Source organism: Rhodococcus sp. NPDC003383, from assembly GCF_053589115.1.
Map to the genome: position 1 here is coordinate 50,390 of NZ_JBSFRG010000020.1, position 20,203 is coordinate 70,592.

The 20,203-nt window shown below is 71.2% G+C and carries 17 protein-coding genes; 13 read left to right on the top strand and 4 right to left on the bottom strand.

Annotated features, from left to right (window positions below; all coding sequences use genetic code 11):
- Window positions 1–4: 4 nt before the first annotated feature.
- The 4 genes from ACWDTS_RS18005 to ACWDTS_RS18020 are packed head-to-tail and all read right to left on the bottom strand — an operon-like array spanning window position 5 to window position 3,845.
- Window positions 5–742, bottom strand: coding sequence for an LppM family (lipo)protein (locus ACWDTS_RS18005; protein WP_197254111.1), 738 nt, complete (start codon window positions 740–742; stop codon window positions 5–7).
- A gap of 32 nt (window positions 743–774) precedes the next feature.
- A complete protein-coding gene (locus ACWDTS_RS18010) occupies window positions 775–1,617 on the bottom strand; it encodes a carotenoid biosynthesis protein (protein ID WP_197254113.1) in 843 nt (280 codons plus the stop codon).
- Window positions 1,614–3,203: a phytoene desaturase family protein gene (locus tag ACWDTS_RS18015; RefSeq protein ID WP_450118737.1), complete on the bottom strand. Its 1,590-nt coding sequence runs from the start codon at window positions 3,201–3,203 to the stop codon at window positions 1,614–1,616. The genes ACWDTS_RS18010 and ACWDTS_RS18015 overlap by 4 nt, the downstream gene beginning before the upstream one ends.
- 9 nt (window positions 3,204–3,212) lie before the next feature.
- A complete protein-coding gene (locus ACWDTS_RS18020) occupies window positions 3,213–3,845 on the bottom strand; it encodes a GNAT family N-acetyltransferase (protein ID WP_450118738.1) in 633 nt (210 codons plus the stop codon).
- 216 nt (window positions 3,846–4,061) lie between these two features.
- Here ACWDTS_RS18020 and ACWDTS_RS18025 point away from each other — a divergent pair, with 216 nt between their 5' ends.
- The 13 genes from ACWDTS_RS18025 to murC all read left to right on the top strand — a co-directional run bounded on the left by ACWDTS_RS18025 (window position 4,062) and on the right by murC (window position 20,134).
- Window positions 4,062–4,454 carry an SAV_6107 family HEPN domain-containing protein gene (locus ACWDTS_RS18025; RefSeq protein ID WP_450118739.1) on the top strand — a complete coding sequence of 131 codons (393 nt, stop codon included), beginning with the start codon at window positions 4,062–4,064 and terminating at the stop codon, window positions 4,452–4,454.
- Between the two features lie 184 nt (window positions 4,455–4,638).
- Entirely contained in the window at window positions 4,639–5,058 is a 420-nt protein-coding gene (locus tag ACWDTS_RS18030; protein ID WP_197254121.1) for a DUF3040 domain-containing protein, read from the top strand.
- Window positions 5,059–5,545: 487 nt separating this feature from the next.
- Complete coding sequence (mraZ, locus tag ACWDTS_RS18035) at window positions 5,546–5,977, top strand: division/cell wall cluster transcriptional repressor MraZ (protein ID WP_068160088.1); 432 nt, start codon at window positions 5,546–5,548, stop codon at window positions 5,975–5,977.
- A gap of 244 nt (window positions 5,978–6,221) precedes the next feature.
- Complete coding sequence (gene rsmH, locus ACWDTS_RS18040) at window positions 6,222–7,247, top strand: 16S rRNA (cytosine(1402)-N(4))-methyltransferase RsmH (protein ID WP_450118740.1); 1,026 nt, start codon at window positions 6,222–6,224, stop codon at window positions 7,245–7,247.
- Between the two features lie 3 nt (window positions 7,248–7,250).
- Window positions 7,251–8,063 carry a hypothetical protein gene (locus ACWDTS_RS18045; protein ID WP_450118741.1) on the top strand — a complete coding sequence of 271 codons (813 nt, stop codon included), beginning with the start codon at window positions 7,251–7,253 and terminating at the stop codon, window positions 8,061–8,063.
- Window positions 8,060–9,967 (top strand): peptidoglycan D,D-transpeptidase FtsI family protein, encoded by a 1,908-nt coding sequence (locus ACWDTS_RS18050; protein WP_450118742.1) that lies wholly within the window; start codon window positions 8,060–8,062, stop codon window positions 9,965–9,967. The genes ACWDTS_RS18045 and ACWDTS_RS18050 overlap by 4 nt, the downstream gene beginning before the upstream one ends.
- A gap of 118 nt (window positions 9,968–10,085) precedes the next feature.
- On the top strand, window positions 10,086–11,789 hold the full coding sequence (locus tag ACWDTS_RS18055) for a UDP-N-acetylmuramoyl-L-alanyl-D-glutamate--2,6-diaminopimelate ligase (RefSeq protein ID WP_450118743.1): 1,704 nt from the start codon (window positions 10,086–10,088) through the stop codon (window positions 11,787–11,789).
- Entirely contained in the window at window positions 11,786–13,327 is a 1,542-nt protein-coding gene (locus tag ACWDTS_RS18060; RefSeq protein ID WP_450118744.1) for a UDP-N-acetylmuramoyl-tripeptide--D-alanyl-D-alanine ligase, read from the top strand. The genes ACWDTS_RS18055 and ACWDTS_RS18060 overlap by 4 nt, the downstream gene beginning before the upstream one ends.
- Window positions 13,324–14,403: a phospho-N-acetylmuramoyl-pentapeptide-transferase gene (gene mraY, locus ACWDTS_RS18065; RefSeq protein ID WP_197254128.1), complete on the top strand. Its 1,080-nt coding sequence runs from the start codon at window positions 13,324–13,326 to the stop codon at window positions 14,401–14,403. The genes ACWDTS_RS18060 and mraY overlap by 4 nt, the downstream gene beginning before the upstream one ends.
- Before the next feature lie 4 nt (window positions 14,404–14,407).
- A complete protein-coding gene (gene murD, locus ACWDTS_RS18070) occupies window positions 14,408–15,931 on the top strand; it encodes a UDP-N-acetylmuramoyl-L-alanine--D-glutamate ligase (RefSeq protein ID WP_450118745.1) in 1,524 nt (507 codons plus the stop codon).
- A 74-nt stretch (window positions 15,932–16,005) separates the two neighbouring features.
- On the top strand, window positions 16,006–17,466 hold the full coding sequence (gene ftsW / locus ACWDTS_RS18075; RefSeq protein WP_450118763.1) for a putative lipid II flippase FtsW: 1,461 nt from the start codon (window positions 16,006–16,008) through the stop codon (window positions 17,464–17,466).
- Window positions 17,463–18,605 carry an undecaprenyldiphospho-muramoylpentapeptide beta-N-acetylglucosaminyltransferase gene (gene murG / locus ACWDTS_RS18080; protein WP_450118746.1) on the top strand — a complete coding sequence of 381 codons (1,143 nt, stop codon included), beginning with the start codon at window positions 17,463–17,465 and terminating at the stop codon, window positions 18,603–18,605. Before ftsW ends, murG begins: the two co-directional genes overlap by 4 nt.
- Window positions 18,602–20,134 carry a UDP-N-acetylmuramate--L-alanine ligase gene (gene murC, locus ACWDTS_RS18085; protein ID WP_197254134.1) on the top strand — a complete coding sequence of 511 codons (1,533 nt, stop codon included), beginning with the start codon at window positions 18,602–18,604 and terminating at the stop codon, window positions 20,132–20,134. The genes murG and murC overlap by 4 nt, the downstream gene beginning before the upstream one ends.
- Window positions 20,135–20,203: the final 69 nt, after the last annotated feature.

The window sequence follows — 20,203 nt, forward strand, 5'->3', positions numbered from 1 at the left end:
CACGCTACGAATTGTCGGAGTCCGGGGCCGGGCCGGAGCCGGAGTCGGGATCCGGCCCGGTCGCCGACGTGCGGACGGGTGCCGGGTTGCGATTGAGCCAGGCCAGGCCACCGATGATCAGTGCCACCCCGAGCGTGACCCCGGCGACGATACCGGCCCACCCGGCGAAGCCGCGGGTGTTGGGATCGGAGTAGCGGACCTCGGCGCGCAGGTTCGTCACGTCCCCGGCGGGCAGCTTCCACGTGACGACCGAGTCGGACTCGCGGGTGCCGTTGGTGGTGGCGATCCGGGCCGGGAACGCGATCGTGAACTGCACGTCCGTGCCCTGCGCGGGCACCGATTCGAGGTCGACCTTGCCGGTGAGGGACACGAGATCACCGGCCCGCTGCAACGAGATCTGGAACGAGCCCGCGCTCTGGTCGGTCATCGCGCCCAGTTGCTGCACGTCGCCGAACGACAGGTCGCTGAAGAACACCTGGCTGCCGACGTAGCCGTCCTGCTTGTACTCCTGTACCCGGACGCGTCCGGCCAGCGATTCCGGGACGACGAGCTGCGGTCCCTTGTCGTTGTCGTCGACCGGGATCGTCGCGGCGACGATCTGACCGGACACCCGGTCGTCGGCCGAGACACCCATCGTCACCTGGGCACGCAGGCAGCCCGCGAGCAGCGGAAGCAACAGGAGAAGGAGGACCGCCTGCCGGATCGGGCGGCGACGGGGAGCAGGGATGAGGGACGGCTGCACAGCGGATATCGTGCCAGCATCCTGCGGGGGTGTCAGAGGTCCGGGGGTGTTCCGGCGAGTCGCCGCAGGTTCGGGTGCGCTCGGCGAGCGTGGACCAGCGACACCAGCAGCGGGACGCCGAGCAGCCCCATCACGACGAATCCGTACATCGCCGACCAGCGCAGCTCCGGTGCGTCGAGGAAGACGGTGTGGGCGAGTGCCGACCCGAGCCACGTCCACAGGAACAGGGCGACCGGCACCGCGTCGCTCCGGGTCGTCCGGGGCCATCGTGTCGCGCCGCCCGTGGGCTGCCGGGTCACCCGGTCGAGCGCGGTGAGTGCGGTGGCCATGACGGCCGCGACGACCACCCAGCCGGCGTAGTTGGTGAGCGGGATGTGGGCGAGCCCGGGGAGCCCCGGTCCGTGACACCACGTCCACTGCCCGTCCGCGACCATCTGCGGATCCAGGTACAGGTCCCATCCGACCATGCCGACCGTCGCCGCGGCGATCCGCGGGGCGGGCCGGCGGGTCAGCCGCGTCGCCACGCACCACACGGGGTACAAGCCGGCGGTCCATGCCAGCGGTACCACGAGCGGGACGTCGAACAGCGCGGGACCGAGCCGGTCGGTGGCGTAGGCGTAGCACCCGTACGGGTATCCGGTGGCGGTACCGACGACCTCGGACGCGAATCCGAGCCCGGCCGAGATCGCGAACAGCCCGGCCGCCCACGCGCCGCCCCGGTGCGACGTGGCGTGTGCCGTACAGGCCGCGGCCAGCAGTGCCACCACGAGAACGGTGACGACGTCCCGAGCGGATCCGTGCGTGAGCGGATACGCGATCTGAGCGGCCACGGCGGCGACCGCGAGTGCCACCGCCGCGGTGGGGCGCTCGATCATCCGCTCGTCAGCCGGCGGACGAGGCGGCGCGCGGGTCCGCCGGCGGTGTCGGTCAGCGCGGCCCGGGCGGCGCTGCGTCCGCTCGCGCCCGACACGCCGCCGCCGGGATGTGTCGACGCACCGGTCAGATACAGCCCGGGCGCGTCGGGCACCCGATGCCGGGAGAGTTCCGGCAGCGGCCGCCACATGAACATCTGGTCCAGGGACATTTCCACATGCATGACGTTGCCGCCGATCATGCCCAGTTCCTGCTCGATGTTCTCGGGGGTCTGGATGTGCCGGTGCCGGATCGACGCGGTGAACCCGGGCGCACGCGACTCCATCTCGGCGACGATCCGGTCGGCCTCGGTTTCGGCGAGGTCGGTCCAGCGGCGACCGCCGGACAGCCGGTGCGGATGCCACTGGGCCCACAACGTCACCTGGTGCTCACCCGCCGGTGCGATGGACGGATCCAATGCGGTGAAACTCATCCCGAGGACCGCCGGGCGCGGCGGCAGTTCGCCGGCGAGCGCGGCACCGTGCGCAAGCCGCAGGTGGGCCCGGTCGTCGACCAGCAGTTGCAGTCCGCGCGTGGTGTCGGCGGCGGACTCGGCCCCGGCGTACGCGGGAAGCGCGTCGGTGGCCAGGCGCAGCACCATCCCGATGCCCGGCCCGACGCGGATGCGGCGACGCCAGTCGGTCAGCCGCGCGCGGTCGTAGCCGCCGCGTTCGAGCAGGTCCAGCGTGGTCAGGATGTGGCATCCGGCGACCACCGTGCGCGCGGTGACGGTGCGGCCCGATTCGGTCCGGACCACCCACCCGCCGCCCGAGCGGCGCAGTTCGGTGACGCCGTCGCCGAGGGTGACGGTGCCGCCGTCCGCGGCGAGCCGGGCAGCGAGAGCGCGGGTGAGGGCACCACTGCCGCCGACCGCCCGGCCCGGGGGCAGCGTGTGCATCAGGGCCGCGAACCCGACCATGGGCGCGGTTCCCGGTTCGGACATCGGGGGCCCCGACTGCGCGCCGAACCACGCGAGCGCGGCCTTCAGCGGCTCGTCGTCGAAGTACTCGTCGAGCAGCGCGTCGCCGGAAGCCAGGAACTGCCGCGACAGGTCGCTGCCGCCGCTGCCGGTGTCCAGACCCCAGAACGACGAGAGGAGGTGCCGTCCGGTGGGCGGCGCGGAGAACGAGCGCATCACGGCGGCACTGCGGGGACCCCACACGTCGACGAAACGCCGATAGGCGTCGGCTTCGCGTGGGCCGCATGCGGTTTCGATCGATCGGCAGGTGCGGTCGAGGTCGCGATGGAAGACGATGCCCGGACGGTCGCTGCCCGGTGGCGCGGGCGCGAACGCCCACGGGTCGCAGTCGAGGTAGCGCAACCCGAAACCGTCGAGCTCCAGTTCCTCGAGGATGCCGGTGTGCCGGATCATGATGTGCGCGGACGAACCGCGGTCGACGGCGTGGCCCGGGAACCGTTCGACGGTGGAGACGGCGCCCCCGAGCACGGTGTCGCGTTCGAGCACCTCCACCGACCGGCCGGCGCGTGCGAGATAGCACGCGGAGACGAGGGCGTTGTGCCCGGAACCCACCACGACTGCGTCGATCACGGGCTCAGGCTATCGCCGCGGTCCGGTCTCGAGCGGCGGCCGGGTCTCGATCGTGAGGGGGAGTTCGCGCCCGAGCACCGCGAACGGTCGCGCATCACCGGTGAAGACGAACCCGCGCACCACGTCGCGGAAGCCGAGGCGGCGGTACAGCCGCCACGCGCGGTTGTCCTCGTCCGGTACCTCGGGGGTGGACAGGAGCACCGCGCGTTCCGGCCGGTCGTCGAGCAGTCGCAGCAGGAGGGCTTCGCCGATGCGGTGTCCCTGCGCGTCGGGATGAACGTGCAGTTCGGTGAGTTCGAAGTAGTCGCCGAGTGTGGCGTCGATCTGTTCGACGGAATATCCCGCGTGCCGCATCCCGGTGCGGACCTGCTGGTTCCACCACTGCTGCGGAGCGCCGCGGTAGCCGTACGCGATCGCGACGAGGGTCGACGGGTCGTGCGGGAGGGCGGCGGCCACGGCACGCCACCCGGGACGGCCGGCGTGTTCGGACCACATCGGGGCGCGGTGGTACTCGGTTCCGCGGGGATATTTCATGGCGGCGACGTAGATGGGCAGCATCTCGGGCAGGCGCGCGCGGAATTCCGCGGGGGACAGGTCGAGAAGAATCGGCGCCGCGTCGTGCGGGATCGGGTCCGTGCTCATGCGGGGAGGAGTCCGCCTTCCCTTGACGATATGTCGGTGGGTCCAGCTATATTGAATACGTCGAACGCATGTTCGACAACGGTGATCCGGTGATGTTCGAGGGAAGCGAACATCCCCGGATCACCCACCCGAGTCACGGGGAGGTGAGTGATGGTCGTGCCACAGGTTGCCGACGGCGGAGCAGGGTTCGGACGTCGAGGCTGCGTAACGCGTCCGGTGTCCTCGCGGGCGGCGACGATGCTGCGCCGGGCCGACGAGTTGCTGTCCGAGGCCGCCGGGGCCCGCGACGCCGCGGAACGCTTCCAGCTCGCCTACCTCGCCGCGTTGCGGGGAGCAGGGGCCGTGCTCGCGGTCGCCGAGGTTCGCGCCGGTCAGGTGGTCCGGCGGGCCCGGACCCGAAACGCGTGGGTGCTCATGGCGAAGGCGGATCCGGGATTCGCGCGCTGGGCGGACTTCTTCGCCGACCGTTCCGAGACCCGGGCTGCGATCGAGTCCGGCATCACACGGACGCTGCCGGCCGACGAGGCCGACAGGTTCTACGGCGAGGTCGGGTCGTTTCTCCACGAGGTGGAGGATTGTCTCTCCGATCGGGTGACCGTTCCCGAGTGAGCGCGGGACCTTCGGCGCCGGGCCGCGGGGACGTTCGGAAGCCCGTGCGGGACTCCGTGTCGGAGTTGGTGGTCCAGCGCATGATGTACTCGTATTATGAGATCAGGCGGCCGTCCAAAGTCGGCCCCCCGTCGTTTCCACCGGAGGAATCGGCGGCCACCGTTTTAGTGCCGGGGGAGGTACCGTGCCACTCTCCGAGCACGAGCAGCGCATGCTCGATCAGATCGAGAGCGCGCTCTATGCTGAGGATCCCAAGTTCGCCTCGACCGTCCGAGGCAGTCGGTTGGGCATGGCAGGCAGCCGTCGACGGCTGCAGGCCGGTGCGCTGTTCGTAGTGGGTCTGGCGTTGTTGATCGCGGGTGTCGCCCTGCCGGTGAAGCCGGGTGGGTTCCCGATCATCAGCCTGCTCGGCTTTCTTGTGATGTTCGGCGCGGGCGTTCTGCTCCTCGTCGGAGGTCGGCGCGGAAAGCCGCTCGGTGATGCTCCTCGCGGGGGCGGATCCGGTTCCGGGCAGGGAACCCGGGCCCGAGGGAACCGCAAATCCACCGGTGGGTTCACCCATCGGATGGAGGAACGCTTCCGGCGGCGTTTCGAACAGGAATAGCCGCGAGTTCGCCCACGAGTAGAAGGCAGTCCGCGAAACGGCGCGACCCCATGTAAAGGGGTCGCGCCGTTCGTCGTCTCGGGGATGTCGCGACGTGCGTCACGTGCGTGCCGGGAGCGGTGCGCGCATCGCCCCGTATTTACCCCTCGGATTCACCCCTCGCCCGACTCCTCCCACATCGCCCCACCGAGCTGCGGGACGCCTCCGAGTCGTCCGGTGCGGTCGCATCGACCTGGGGTTTTCCGGTGTCGATCGGAGCCGGCCCGGGACGTGCACGGCCGGTGGCTGCCGCGGAAACCCACCGACCCGAAAACGCCCCACTCCACCCCACCTTCGTTGAGCAGCGATTTCGGGTGAAACGCCCGGCGATTCGGGCCCGTAATTGGTTGAACGTGGGGCAAAGTGGGGTACTGTGGGTCGCGGCGGAGCGGCTCGGGTTGCCCCGCCGGAGACGAATGGTCCGGCCGACTAAGGCGGGGGGTGGCGAGTGTTTCTCGGCACCCATACCCCGAAGTTGGATGACAAGGGTCGGCTCACGTTGCCGGCGAAGTATCGAGACGAACTGGCGGGAGGGCTGATGATCACCAAAGGGCAAGACCACAGCCTGACCGTGTTTCCGCGCGACGAGTTCGCGGCGCTGGCGGAGCGGGCCGCTGCCGCGTCGCGCAGCAATCCGCAGGCGCGCGCATTTCTGCGCAGCCTCGCGTCCGGCACCGACGAACAGCGACCCGACGCGCAGGGCCGGATCACGCTCTCCGCGGCACACCGCAAGTACGCCGGGCTCACCAAGGACTGCGTCGTGATCGGGGCGATCAAGCACCTCGAGATCTGGGACGCGACGGCGTGGGAGACCTACCTCGCCGAACACGAGGAAGAGTTTTCGGAGGCGAGGGACGAGGCGCTGCAAGACATCCTGTAAACCGCTGCTTCGGTCGCGCGGCGAGTGCCGCGAGGCCTCTGCCCGAGGCCGACCCTGACGCACTTCCCCAGCGCCAGGTTCGGCAACGGAGCCCTGACGCACTTCCCCAGCGCCAGGTCCCCGAATCGGACAGAGACCTCGATGCATTCGCCGCCCGCGTATCGGCACTCCGACGACCGTCCACCGATCGAACCCCACGTCTCGATTCGTTTCCCGAATCGACCGAACAGGAAGCGCAGGAAACATGGTGGACGGCGAGGACGACGCGAAACCCGGTGCAGCCGGTGACGTCCCCGCCGAAGGTTTCGCGCATGTTCCCGTGCTGCTCGAACGCGCCGACGAGCTGCTCGGTCCGGCGATCGAGGCGAAGGGCCCCGGTGGTGAGGGTGCCGTGTACGTCGACGCGACCCTCGGTCTCGGCGGGCACTCGGAGCACTTCCTGCGTACCTACCCGGGATTGCGTCTGATCGGTCTCGACCGCGATCCTGACGCCTTGGCCATCGCGAAGGCGCGGCTCGCGCCGTTCGGGGACCGGACCGATTTCGTCCATACCCGCTACGACGGGATCGCCGACGCGCTCGAGGAGTGCGGACTCGATCGGATCGGGTCGGTCCACGCGATCCTGTTCGACCTCGGGGTGTCGTCGATGCAGCTGGACGAGGCCGACCGGGGCTTCGCCTACTCGCAGGACGCGCCGCTCGACATGCGGATGGACCCGACCGTCGGCATCACCGCCGCCGACGTGCTCAACACGTACAACCACGGCGACCTCGCCCGCATCCTCAGCACCTACGGGGAGGAGCGGTTCGCGGGGAAGATCGCCTCCGAGATCGTGCGGACGCGCGAGAAGACGCCGTTCCGGACCAGCGGGCAGCTCGTCGAACTGCTCTATCGGACGATCCCGGCCGCGTCGCGCCGCACCGGCGGTCATCCCGCCAAACGCACGTTCCAGGCGCTGCGGGTGGAGGTCAACGCCGAACTCGACTCGCTCCGGGCCGCTGTGCCGGCGGCTCTCGACGCGCTCGCCGTCGGCGGGCGCGTGGTGTTCATGTCGTACCAGTCCCTCGAGGATCGGGTGGTCAAGGCGGAGCTCGCTCCGCGCTCGAAGTCCCGGAGCCCCGAGGGGCTGCCCGTGGAACTGCCCGGGATGGGACCGGAACTGAGAATCCTCACCCGGGGTGCGGAGAAGGCCTCCCCACAGGAGGTGGAGCGCAATCCACGCTCGGCGCCCGTACGCCTGCGTGCCGCAGAACGAATCGCCAGGAGGTAACCGATGACCGTTCAGGTGGCATCCCCGCTCCGTCGTTCGGCGCGATCCACGGCGGCGCAGCGCGCGTACCAGCGGCGGAACCAGCGCGCCGCCCACCTCGGTGTGACCGGCGAGTCACGGGGCGCGACCACGGCGACGCAGCAGCCCACGGTGGCGACCCGGATCCCGTTCGTCGCAACGATCCTCGCGCTGCTCGGCGTCGGCATGGCCGTCACGCTGCTGCTGACGACCCGCGCGGCGGAAGACTCCTACCAGCTCAGTGCCGCGCGGGCGCACAACGAGACCCTGCGGCAGGAACGCGCGGTTCTGCAGCGCGACGTGGAAGCCGGGAACTCGGCGCCCGTGCTCGCGGTGAAGGCCGCCGAACTCGGCATGATTCCGACCGGGGAGGTCGCGCGCCTGGTTGTCGGTGAAGACGGCTCGGTCCGGGTCGTGGGGACGCCGACCGCGGCGAACGGCGCACCGGCGGCGCCGTTGAACGCCCCGACCGCGGCCGACCGCACCGGGCCCGCGCCGCTGGCCGGCAGTGCGGGAACCGAGAATCCGCGGCCGCTGTCGCTGGGTGGTGACCGATCGGAGAACCCGGCCCCGGTGCCGGCCCCGGCACGGGCGGAAGCCCCCGCGCCCGCGGTGGCACCCGCACCTGCACCGGCAGCCGAGGCGGTGCCGGTCGGCGAGGCTGCACCTGCACCTGCACCTGCGCCGACGGAGCCCGCCGCCACGCCGGAGACCGGTAATGCGGCCGTCGCGCCGCCGCAGGCGGAACAATTGATGCCCGTGAACCCGACGACGCAGTCCGAGGACGGGCGCCGGTGAGCCGAGGCGCTCAACCTCGCAGGCCCTCGAGCAGCCGCAAACCCGCACCCCGCCGCCCGGCCCAGGCCGGACGTGCGGGGTCTCGCCGGACTGCGGCCACGACGTACACGACCGAATTCGGATTCCGGAACAGGGTCGGGCGCGCTGCCATGTTCGGCGCCCTCGGGCTCACCGCCGCGATGCTGCTGTGGGTTCAGGTCGTGCAGGCCCCGAGTCTCACCGCGGAAGCGGCGAACCAGCGCACGACGCGTCTGGTCGAACCCGCCACCCGGGGGACCATCGCCGATCGCAACGGGGCCCCGCTGGCCTACACGATGGAAGCGAAGGCACTCACCTTCCAGCCGCAGCGCGTGCGCGCCGAACTCGACGAAGCACACGCGAAGGACCCGTCGAAACCGGAAACCGGCGAATACCTGAAGGGCGTCGCGAAGACGGTGCACGAAGCCCTGGGCGACGCCGCACCCGAGAAGGACGTGCTGGCAAAGCTCGAGAGCGACGAAACATTCGTCTACCTCGCGCGCGGCGTCGATCCCGGGGTGGCCGCGGCGATCGTCGACGAGTACGACAAGGTCGGCCTCGAACGCCAGGACATCCGCCTGTATCCGGGTGGGTCCCTCGGCGCGAACATCGTCGGTGCGACCGGCTGGGACGGTCACGGCCTGCTCGGCCTCGAATCGTCGATGGATTCGGTCCTGGCCGGCACCGACGGTTCGTCGACCTACGACCGGGGATCCGACGGAGCCGTGATCCCCGGCAGCTGGCGCGACCGTCAGGCCGCCGTCGACGGGTCGGCGGTCGAACTGACCATCGACGCCGACATCCAGTACTACGTCCAGCAGCAGGTACAGCGTGCGAAGGAACTGTCGGAGGCGAAGAACGCGTCCGCGGTCGTCCTGGACGCGCAGACCGGCGAAGTGCTCGCGATGGCCAACGACGGCACGTTCAATCCGGCCGTCGGCATCGACAAGCAGCCCGACGCGCAGCTCGGCAACCTCGCGGTGAGCTCGCCGTTCGAACCCGGCTCGGTCAACAAGATCATCACCGCCGCGGCCGCCATCGAGGACGGGGCGACCACGCCCGACGAGGTGCTGCAGGTACCCGGCTCGATTACGATGGCCGGCGTCAGCGTCAAGGACGCGTGGGACCACGGGGTGGTGCCCTACACGACCACCGGAGTCTTCGGGAAGTCCTCGAACGTGGGCACGCTGATGCTCGCCCAGCGGATCGGGGAGGACCGTTTCGCGCAGATGCTCGAGCTGTTCGGGCTCGGTCAGCGCACCGACGTCGGATTGCCGGGCGAGTCCGACGGCCTCGTCCCCAGCCGGGAACAGTGGTCCGGCGGTACCTTCGCGAACCTGCCGATCGGGCAGGGCCTGTCGATGACGCTGCTGCAGATGGCCGGGATCTATCAGACCATCGCCAACGACGGCGAACGCATCGCACCGCGCATCGTCCGCGCGACGATCGCCCCCGACGGCACCCGAACCGAGACACCCCGACCCGAACCGGTCCGGGTCATCGGGGCGCAGACCGCCGCCACCGTCCGGGACATGTTCCGCTCCGTCGTGCAGGACGACACCGGCAACCAGCGCGGCACCGGCACACCCGCGGCGATCGAGGGCTACCAGATCAGCGGCAAGACCGGCACCGCCCAGCAGATCGACCAGAACTGCAAGTGCTATTCGAACTCCGAATACTGGATCACCTTCGCCGGGATCGCCCCGGCCGACGACCCGCGGTTCGTGATCGGGATCATGCTAGACGCACCGAAGCGCAGCGCCGACGGCAGCGGTGGTCAGTCCGCGGCACCGTTGTTCCACAACATCGCCGCGTGGATGTTGCAGCGTGAGAACGTGCCGCTGTCGCCCGACCCGGGCAGCAAGCTGATCCTGCAGGTCGACTGAGCGGTGACCCTGTTCGAACGGCGGTGCCGGTGTCGGTAACGTGTCACGGCGGGAAGCGTCCCGTCACCGCGGACGAACAGCGACCGGCAGGCCGCTGCGGCAGAGCGAGAGGAACCTGGTGCCTGTGCCCCCGAGTCCGGATCCGTCCCCTCCCACGGAGGGGCTGAGACCCGAACATCCACCGGCGACTCGGCTCCGGGAGCTGGCAGACGCGGTCGGCGCCCACCACACGATCGTGGTCCCGGACGATTACGCGGGCACCGCAGATCCGGCGGACACCGTCACCGGCATCGACCTGCGCGCCCAGGCCGTGCAACCCGGCGACCTGTTCGCGGCGCTTCCCGGCGCCCACGCGCACGGCGCCCAGTTCGCCGCGACCGCACTCGAACGCGGCGCGGTCGCGGTGCTCACCGATTCGGCGGGACGCGACCTCGTCGCCGCGACGGTCACCGCCCCCACGCCCGTCCTCGTGCACGACGACCCGCGGTCGGTGCTCGGTGCGGTCTCCGCCGCCGTCTACGGCCACCCCTCGCGCCGGATGCAGGTCATCGGCATCACCGGCACCTCCGGCAAGACCACCACCGCGTACCTCGTCGAAGCCGGGCTGGTCGCCGCCGGCCGGTCCACCGGGCTCGTCGGGACGGTCGAGACCCGCATCGCGGGCCGTCGCGTCCCCAGCGCGCTCACCACCCCCGAGGCACCGCAACTGCACGCGCTGTTCGCCGCGATGCTCGAACGCGGCATCGACACCGTCGTGATGGAGGTGTCGAGCCACGCCCTGGCTCTCGGCCGGGTCGGCGGCGTCGGATTCGCGATCGGCGCGTTCACCAACCTGTCGCAGGACCACCTGGACTTCCACAAGGACCTCGACGACTACTTCGCCGCGAAGGCCCTGCTGTTCGCCGCGGGGTCGCCGCACAGCGCGGCACGGGCCGTGGTGTGCGTCGACGACGAGTGGGGTGTCCGGATGGCCGAGATCGCTCGCGCCGCCCACCCGGGCCCTGCCGACCCGAGCGCTGTCGCCACCGTCGCCACGTCCCCGACCGTACCGGCCGCGGACTGGACCGCGACCGCTGCGACCGCCGAGACCGACGGCTCCCAGTGCTTCACCCTGACCGGACCCGACGGCACCGCGCACCGGGTACGGGTTCGGCTGCCCGGCCACTACAACATCGCCAACGCCGCGCTGGCCACCGCGGTGTGCGCCGCCGCCGGTGTCGACCCGGACACCGCCGCCGAGGGCATCGCGTCGGTGTCGGTCCCCGGCCGGGTCGAACTCGTCGACCGTGGCCAGGACTTCCTGGCCGTCGTCGACTACGCGCACAAACCGGCCGCGCTGGAAGCGGTGGTCGCCACCCTGCGGGGCCGCAGCAGCGGACGCATCGCGGTGGTCGTCGGTGCCGGGGGCGACCGCGACCGCGGCAAACGCGCCCTCATGGGCGCCGCCGCGGCCCGCGGCGCCGAACTCGTCGTCGTCACCGACGACAACCCGCGCACCGAGGATCCCGCGACCATCCGCGCGGCGTTGCTCGACGGAGCCCGTTCGGTGCCGGACGCCGAACGCGGCGAGATCCTCGAGATCGGCGACCGCGCCGCCGCGATCGAAACGGCGGTCCGCTGGGCCAGCCCCGGCGACATCGTGCTCGTCGCCGGCAAGGGACACGAGCGCGGCCAGGAGATCAACGGGGTCAAGTACCCCTTCGACGACCGGGAGGTGCTGGCGGACGCTCTCGAGCGTCTCCGGGCCCTGCGCCCGGCACACGCAGCCGACGAATCCGGCCGGAACGGCACGGGCGTCACCCGAGATGGAGGAACAGCATGATCCCGATGACCCTGGCCCGCATCGCGGAGGTCGTCGGTGGGACCCTGCACGACGTGGACGACCCGTCGGCGGAGGTGACCGGCACCGTCGAGTTCGATTCGCGGCGGATCGGACCGGGTGGGCTGTTCCTCGCGCTACCCGGCGCCCGATCCGACGGACACGACCATGCTGCTGCGGCCGTCGCCGCAGGTGCGGTCGCCGTGCTGGCCGCCCGGCCGGTCGGCGTCCCGGCGATCGTGGTGCCCCCGGTTCCGCGGACCGAGACCAACTCGCTCGCCTTCGAACACGACACCGACGGCTCCGGCGCGGCGGTCCTCGCGGCCCTCGGCCGGCTCGCGCGGGCCGTCGTCGACGACCTGACCGCCACCGGCCTGACCGTCGTGGGCGTCACCGGGTCCGCCGGCAAGACGTCGACCAAGGATCTGCTGGCTGCGGTGCTGGCGCCACTCGGCGAGGTCGTCGCTCCACCCGGATCGTTCAACAACGAACTCGGCCATCCGTGGACAGCACTGCGCGCCACCCGCGACACCCGCTACCTGGTGCTCGAGATGTCGGCGCGCGGCCCCGGCCACATCGCGGCCCTGGCCGCGGTGGCACCCCCGCGCATCGGCGCCGTGCTCAACGTCGGCACCGCGCATCTCGGCGAATTCGGATCGCAGGAGGTCATCGCGCAGACCAAGGGCGAGCTCGTCGAGTCCCTGCCGTCGGTCGCCGACGGCGGTGTCGCGATCCTCAACGCCGACGACCCCCTGGTCGTGAAGATGGCCTCCCGCACGAACGCCCGCGTCGTCTTCGTCGGCAGCAGTCCCACGGCCACGGTGCGCGCCGAGAACGTGCACCTCGACGACTCGGCGCGCGCGTCGTTCACGCTCGTCGTCACCGATCCGGACGCCGAGGGTGGCCGGCGCAGCGCCGACGTCACGCTGGCCGTGCACGGCGAGCACCACGTCGGCAACGCGCTGACCGCCGCTGCGACCGCCCTCGAATGCGGCGCGACCCTCGAACAGATCGCGGCCGCGCTCGGCGGTGCCGCGCCCGTGTCGGCGCACCGCATGGCGGTGCGGACCCGCGCCGACGGTGTCACCGTCATCGACGACGCCTACAACGCGAACCCCGATTCGATGCGGGCCGCGCTCAAGGCGCTGGTGACCATGGCACGTGCCGGGGACACGCCGCGGCGGACGTTCGCGGTGCTCGGCGAGATGGGGGAGCTGGGCGACGACTCGGTCGTGGAACACGACCGCATCGGCCGCCTCGCGGTGCGCCTCGACGTCACCCGGATCATCGCCGTCGGCGCGACGCGCCCGGTCCGCGGCCTCTTCCAGGGCGCGGTGATGGAAGGATCCTGGGGCGAGGAAGCCAGCCACGTTCCGGATGCGGACGCGGCGATCGCACTTCTCGAAGACGAACTCGAACCGGGCGACGTCGTCCTGGTGAAGGCGTCGCAGTCGGTCGGCCTGTGGTCGGTCGCGGACGCGGTTCTCGGTGCCGGAACCGGGAACACTGATTCTGGTGTGGAAACGGAGGCTGCACGGTGAGACAGATCCTTTTCGCTGCCGGCATCGCGCTGGCGGTGTCGATCCTGCTCACGCCGGTGCTGATCAAGGCGTTCACGCGGCAGGGCTTCGGCCAGGAGATCCGCGTCGAGGGGCCGCAGAGCCATCAGGCCAAGCGTGGCACCCCCACGATGGGTGGCGTCGCGATCCTCGCCGGCCTGTGGGCAGGGTACTGGGGATCGCATCTGATCGGTCTCGGATACGACGCGGAGGGCCCGACCGCGTCCGGTCTGCTGGTGCTGGGCCTGACCACCGCGCTCGGCGGCGTCGGATTCCTCGACGACTTCATCAAGATCCGCAAGCAGCGCAACCTCGGACTGAACAAGACCGCCAAGCTGGTCGGCCAGCTCATCGCCGCGGTCGCGTTCGGCATCCTCGCGCTGCAGTTCCGCAACGACAGCGGCCTGACCCCCGGCAGCACGCATCTGTCCTACGTCCGCGACATCGCCACGGTGTCGATGGGCTCGGTCGTCTTCATCCTGTTCGTGTACCTGCTGGTCAGCGCCTGGTCGAACGCGGTGAACCTCACCGACGGCCTCGACGGTCTCGCGGCCGGCTCGATGAGCCTGGTGCTCGGCGCCTACGTCATCATCACGTTCTGGCAGTACCGCAACTCCTGTGTCGCCGAACCGGGCAAGGGCTGCTACGACGTGCGCGACCCCCTCGATCTGGCGCTGCTGTGCGCCGCCGGCGCCGCGGCCTGCATCGGGTTCCTGTGGTGGAACGCGGCCCCGGCCAAGATCTTCATGGGCGACACGGGTTCGCTCGCGCTCGGCGGCATGCTCGCCGGCCTGTCGGTCACCACCCGCACCGAGCTGCTCATGGTCGTCATCGGTGCGCTGTTCGTCGCCGAGGCCGCGTCGGTGGTCATCCAGGTGGCCGTGTTCCGGTCCAGCCGCAGGCGCGTGTTCCGGATGGCGCCGTTCCACCACCACTTCGAGCTCGGAGGCTGGGCCGAAACCACGGTCATCATCCGGTTCTGGTTGCTCGCGGCCATCGCCTCGGCCGTCGGCATGGCCCTGTTCTACAGCGAATATCTATCGGCGATCGGGGACTGACGCGGTGACGCACGAACTGGAATGGCTGCGCGGGACCCGGGTGCTCGTCGCGGGCGCCGGGATCTCCGGACGTGCCGTCGTCACCCCGCTCACCGACCTCGGGGCGCAGGTGACGGTCACCGACCGCAGCGCCGAGGCCCTCGAACGCTGCCGTGAACTCGGCGCCGACACCGTCGGTCTCGACGAGCTCGTCGCCGAGGCCGAGGCGCATCCGGAGGCGCTGCGCCGGTTCGCGCTCGTGGTCACGAGCCCAGGGTTCGCGCCCGACGCACCGCTGCTCTCGCACGCCGCCGGTGCCGCGGTCCCGATCTGGGGCGACGTCGAACTGTCCTGGCGGATCGACCGCGCCGAGATCTACGGTCCGCCCCGCCGCTGGCTCGTGGTGACCGGAACCAACGGCAAGACCACCACCACGATGATGCTGCACGCGATCCTCGAGGCCGCCGGTCTGGCGTCGGTGGCCTGCGGCAACATCGGCCTGCCGATCCTCGACGCGCTGCGGCGCACCGAGCCGCGCGCCGAGGTCCTCGCCGTCGAACTGTCGTCGTTCCAGTTGCACTGGGCGCCGTCGGTGCAGCCCGAGGCAGGGGTCGTTCTCAACATCGCGGAGGACCATCTCGACTGGCACGGCGGCATCGAGGGCTACATCGACGCGAAGGCCCGTGTGCTCACCGGCACCGTCGGGGTGCTCGGTCTCGACGATCCGATCGCCGGGGGACTGCGTGACCGGTCCCAGGCCGTCGTCACCGTCGGATTCACTCTCGGCTACCCGCAGCGCGGGGAACTCGGCATCAGCGGCGACGTCCTGGTGGATCGCGCCTTCGCGGATTCGGCCGTGTTGGCGGCCGTCGCCGACGTCTCGCCCGCCGGGCCCGCCGGGCTGTCCGACGCGCTGGCCGCCGCGGCGCTCGCCCGGTCGATCGACGTACCGGAATCCGCGGTCCACGACGGCCTGCGCCGCCACCGGGTCGGGCCGCACCGCGCCGCGCCCGTCGGTACCGTCGACGGCGTCGAGTACGTCGACGATTCCAAGGCCACCAACCCGCACGCGGCGCGCACGTCGCTGCTGGCGCGCGAGAGCGTGGTCTGGGTGGCCGGTGGGCTGCTCAAGGGTGCCCAGGTCGACGACCTCGTCGCGGAGGTTGCGCCGAGGCTGCGCGCGGCGGTGTTGATCGGCCGTGACGCCGACCGGATCGCCGAAGCGCTGGCGCGACACGCCCCGCAGGTCCCCGTCGTCCACGTCGACACGCGCGACGATGGATCGGTGACCAGCCCCGAGTCTGCCGGCGCCGTGCGCCGGGTCCCGTTGCCGGGTGCCGACGGCCCCGCCGCGATGCAGGTCGTGGTGCGCGAGGCCGCGGCGCTGGCGTCGCCGGGTGACGCGGTGCTGCTGGCCCCGGCCGCGGCGTCGCTGGACATGTTCGCGGACTATGCCGAGCGCGGCCGCAGCTTCGCGGCGGCCGTCGAGTCGCTACAGGGCGTCGAACAGCAGGGTTCCGAACAGCACGGGGGCGGGTCGGAGGGGTGACGACCACCGCGCCCGGCGGTTCGCCGGCATCCACCCAGACCGCCGCGACCGCGCGAGGCCGCGTCGGACAGTGGATGGCCCGGCCGCTCGCGTCCTTCCACCTGGTCGTCACGATCGCGGTGCTGCTCACCGTGCTCGGCCTGGTGATGGTGCTGTCCTCGTCGAGTGTCGAGGCGGTCGCCAGCGACGGGTCAGCCTACGGTCTGTTCACCTCCCAGGTGATCTTCGCGATCCTCGGTTTCGTGGTGTTCTACATCGCGCTGCAGGTGCCGGTGCGGATGCTGCGCAGATTGTCGTTCCCGGCGCTGGCTGCGACCGTCGTGATGCTCGCGCTCGTGCTCATCCCCGGCATCGGCACCGAATCGCAGGGCACGCGAGGCTGGTTCGTCATCGCCGGCATCTCCATCCAGCCGTCCGAGCTGGCGAAGATCGCGTTCGCGGTGTGGGGCGCGCACCTGCTCGCGACGCGCCGCGGCGAACACAGCACGCTCAAGGACATGCTGGTCCCGCTGATCCCGGCGGCGCTGCTCGTGACCGGTCTGATCGTGCTCCAGCCCGACCTCGGCACCACCATCTCCCTGGCGATCATCGTGCTCGCTCTGCTGTGGTTCGCGGGACTGCCGCTGCGCGTGTTCCTCGGGATCGTCGGCACCGCAACCGCCTTCGCGGTCGTCCTCGCCCTCACCGCCGGATACCGCTCGGCGCGTGTGCGGGCGTTCCTCAACCCCGGCGAGGACCCGCAGGGCATCGGCTACCAGGCGCGGCAGGCGAAGTTCTCCCTCGCGGACGGCGGTATCTGGGGCCGCGGCCTGGGACAGAGCCGCGCCAAGTGGAGCTATCTGCCCAACGCGCACAACGACTTCATCTTCGCGATCATCGGCGAGGAACTCGGCTTCCTCGGCGGGGTCGCGGTCATCGGCCTGTTCGGTCTGTTCGCGTACGTGGGCCTGCGCATCGCGATGCGCTCGGTCGATCCGTTCCTGCGGCTGCTCACCGCGACCGCCACGACCTGGATCATCGGGCAGGCGTTCATCAACATCGGTTACGTCGTCGGACTGTTGCCGGTGACGGGCCTGCAGCTCCCGCTGGTGTCCGCCGGCGGTACGTCGACCGCGACGACCCTGCTCATGTTCGGGTTGATCGCGAACGCCGCGCGTCACGAACCGGAGGCGATCGCGGCGCTGCACGCCGGTCAGGACGGCCGTTTCGGCCGGTTGCTGCGCCTCCGCAAGCCGGAGGCGTACCTGCCGATCCGGGCGGCGGCGACGCGGACGCCCGGACCCCGGCGTGGATCCGCTCCGGCTCGGGGCCGGGCCGAGCGCGACACGAAAGCGCGCGCTGCCGACCAGCGCGCGGGCCGCACCCGCGCTGCGAACGACCGGCGGGGGACCGGCCGCACAGCCGAGGACCGGACGGCCAAGGGACGCACAGCGAACGACCGCACGGCGAACGGCGGTCGTCGATCGAACGCCGCTCGCAGGACGAACGGCGACGGCAGAGACCGAAGAACCGGAGAGCGAGGAAATCGTAGGTGAGTGGGGAGCAGTCCGCCCTGTCCGTGGTGGTGGCCGGCGGGGGCACCGCCGGGCACATCGAACCCGCCCTGGCGGTGGCCGACGCGATCCGGGCGCTGGTACCCGATGCGACCGTGACGGCGTTGGGCACCGAACGCGGCCTCGAGACCAAACTGGTCCCGCAGCGCGGCTACCCCCTCGAACTGATCCCGCCGGTCCCGTTGCCCCGCAAGCCCACGATGGACCTGCTGAAACTGCCCGCCCGGGTGATCGCGTCGGTGCGGCGCACCCGCGAGGTCCTCGACCGGGTCGATGCCGATGTCATCGTCGGCTTCGGCGGGTACGTGGCCCTGCCGGCCTATCTCGCTGCCGGTCGCGGCCGTCGCCGCATCCCGGTCGTCGTGCACGAGGCGAATGCCCGCGCCGGCATCGCCAACAAGATCGGTGCGCTGCGGGCGTCCCGGGTGCTCGCGGCCGTCCCGGGCTCGGGCATCGTCCGCCGCGGTGACGCCGAGATCGTCGGGATCCCGGTCCGCGCGTCGATCACCGGCCTGGATCGGGCGGCGTTGCGCGCCGAGGCCCGCCGGCACTTCGGGCTCCCCGCCGAGGGACCGGTGCTGCTGGTGTTCGGCGGTTCGCAGGGCGCACAGTCGCTCAACGCCGCGGTCTCCGGGGCCGCCGCCGAGCTCGCCGCAGCCGGGATCTCGGTGCTGCACGCGCACGGTCCCAAGAACACCCTCGACGTGCCCGAACACCCCGATCACGACCGATTCCCCTACGTGGCGGTGCCGTACCTCGAACGCATGGATCTGGCGTACTCCGCGGCGGACGCGGTGATCTGCCGATCCGGCGCCATGACCGTCGCCGAGGTGTCGGCGGTGGGGCTGCCGGCGGTGTACGTGCCGCTTCCGCACGGCAACGGTGAGCAGGAACTGAACGCCCGTCCGGTCGCCGCGGCCGGGGGTGGGATGATCGTCTCGGACGCCGACCTGACGCCGGCGTTCGTGGTGGACTCGGTGATCCCGCTTCTCGCCGACGTGCAGCGGCTCACCGAGATGGGGCGCCGCGCCGCCGGAGCGGGACACCGCAGCGCGGCAGACGAAGTCGCCCGGATCGTGCTCGACGTGGCCGGTGCGGGCACGAACAGGAGTGATCGATGAGCGAGCAGCTACCCGCCGAACTGGAGCGGGTGCACATGGTGGGGATCGGCGGAGCCGGAATGTCCGGCATCGCGCGGATCCTGCTGGCTCGCGGCGGCCAGGTGTCGGGATCGGACGCGAAGGAGAGCCGCGGAGTGCTGGCCCTCCGCGCGCGAGGGGCTACCGTCCGCATCGGGCACGACGCGAGCGCCCTGGACCTGCTCGAGGGTGGACCGACCGCGGTGGTGACCACGCACGCCGCGATCCCGAAGGACAATCCGGAACTGGTCGCGGCGCACGAGCGGGGCATCCCCGTGCTGCTGCGCCCGGCGGTGCTCGCCTCGCTGATGCGCGGACACCACACGTTCCTGGTCTCCGGCACCCACGGCAAGACGTCGACGACGTCGATGCTGGTGGTCACGTTGCAGCACTGCGGGTTCGATCCGTCGTTCGCGGTCGGCGGCGAGTTGAACGAGTCCGGCACCAACGCCCATCAGGGCAGCGGCGACGTGTTCGTCGCCGAGGCCGACGAGAGCGACGGATCGCTGCTGCAGTACGAGCCGAACGTGGTGATCGTGACGAACGTCGAGGCGGATCACCTCGACTTCTTCGGCACCCCCGAGGCGTACACGCAGGTGTTCGACGACTTCGTCGGCCGGATCGCGCCCGGTGGGCTGCTCGTGGTGTGCCTGGACGATCCGGGTTCGGCGGCACTGGCCCGCCGCGTCGTCGAGCGTGACATCCCGGGACTGCGCGTCGCCGGGTACGGCTCGGCCGACACGATCGGCACCGGCGACCACGCCGACGGTGTCCCGGTCGCGGTCCGGCTGGTCGCATGGGAGGCCAAGGACGTCGGCGGTGTCGCCGAATTCCACCTCGCCGGCGAGGACGCCCCGCGCACGGTTCGGCTGTCGGTACCCGGCCGCCACATGGCCCTCAACGCGCTCGCGGCCCTGGTCGCGGCGCTCGAGGCCGGCGCCCCGGTCGACGAGGCCATCGAGGGCCTGGCCGGATTCGGTGGCGTGCACCGGCGTTTCCAGTACAGCGGCCGTGAGCACGGTGTGCGGGTGTTCGACGACTACGCCCACCATCCGACGGAGGTGCGGGCCGTGCTCGCCGCCGCCGCGGAACTCGTGGCAGGCGAACCGCTGCGGTACGCCGAATCCGGCACCGAACGCCCCCGCGTGATCGTCGTGTTCCAGCCGCACCTGTACTCGCGGACCGAGACGTTCGCCGAGCAGTTCGGTTCGGCGCTCGATCTCGCGGACGAGGTGGTCGTCCTCGACGTCTACGGTGCGCGCGAAGAACCGATCCCCGGCGTGAGCGGCGCCCTGGTCGCGCAGGCGGTGTCCAAGCCGGTGCACTACCAGCCGGATCTGTCCCTGGTGCCGCGTCAGGTGGCACAGCTGAGCCGCCCCGGCGACATCGTCATCACGATGGGTGCCGGTGACGTGACGATGCTCGGACGGCAGATCCTCGACGCGCTGCGCAGCAAGCCCGGCCGGTTCCGGTCGGGTCCCGTCGACGGATCGGGGTCGGGCCGCCCGTGACCGAGACACCGACCCGGTCCGCCCGGCGACGCACGACACGCGCGGCTGCGCGGCGGCCTTCCGGCCGGT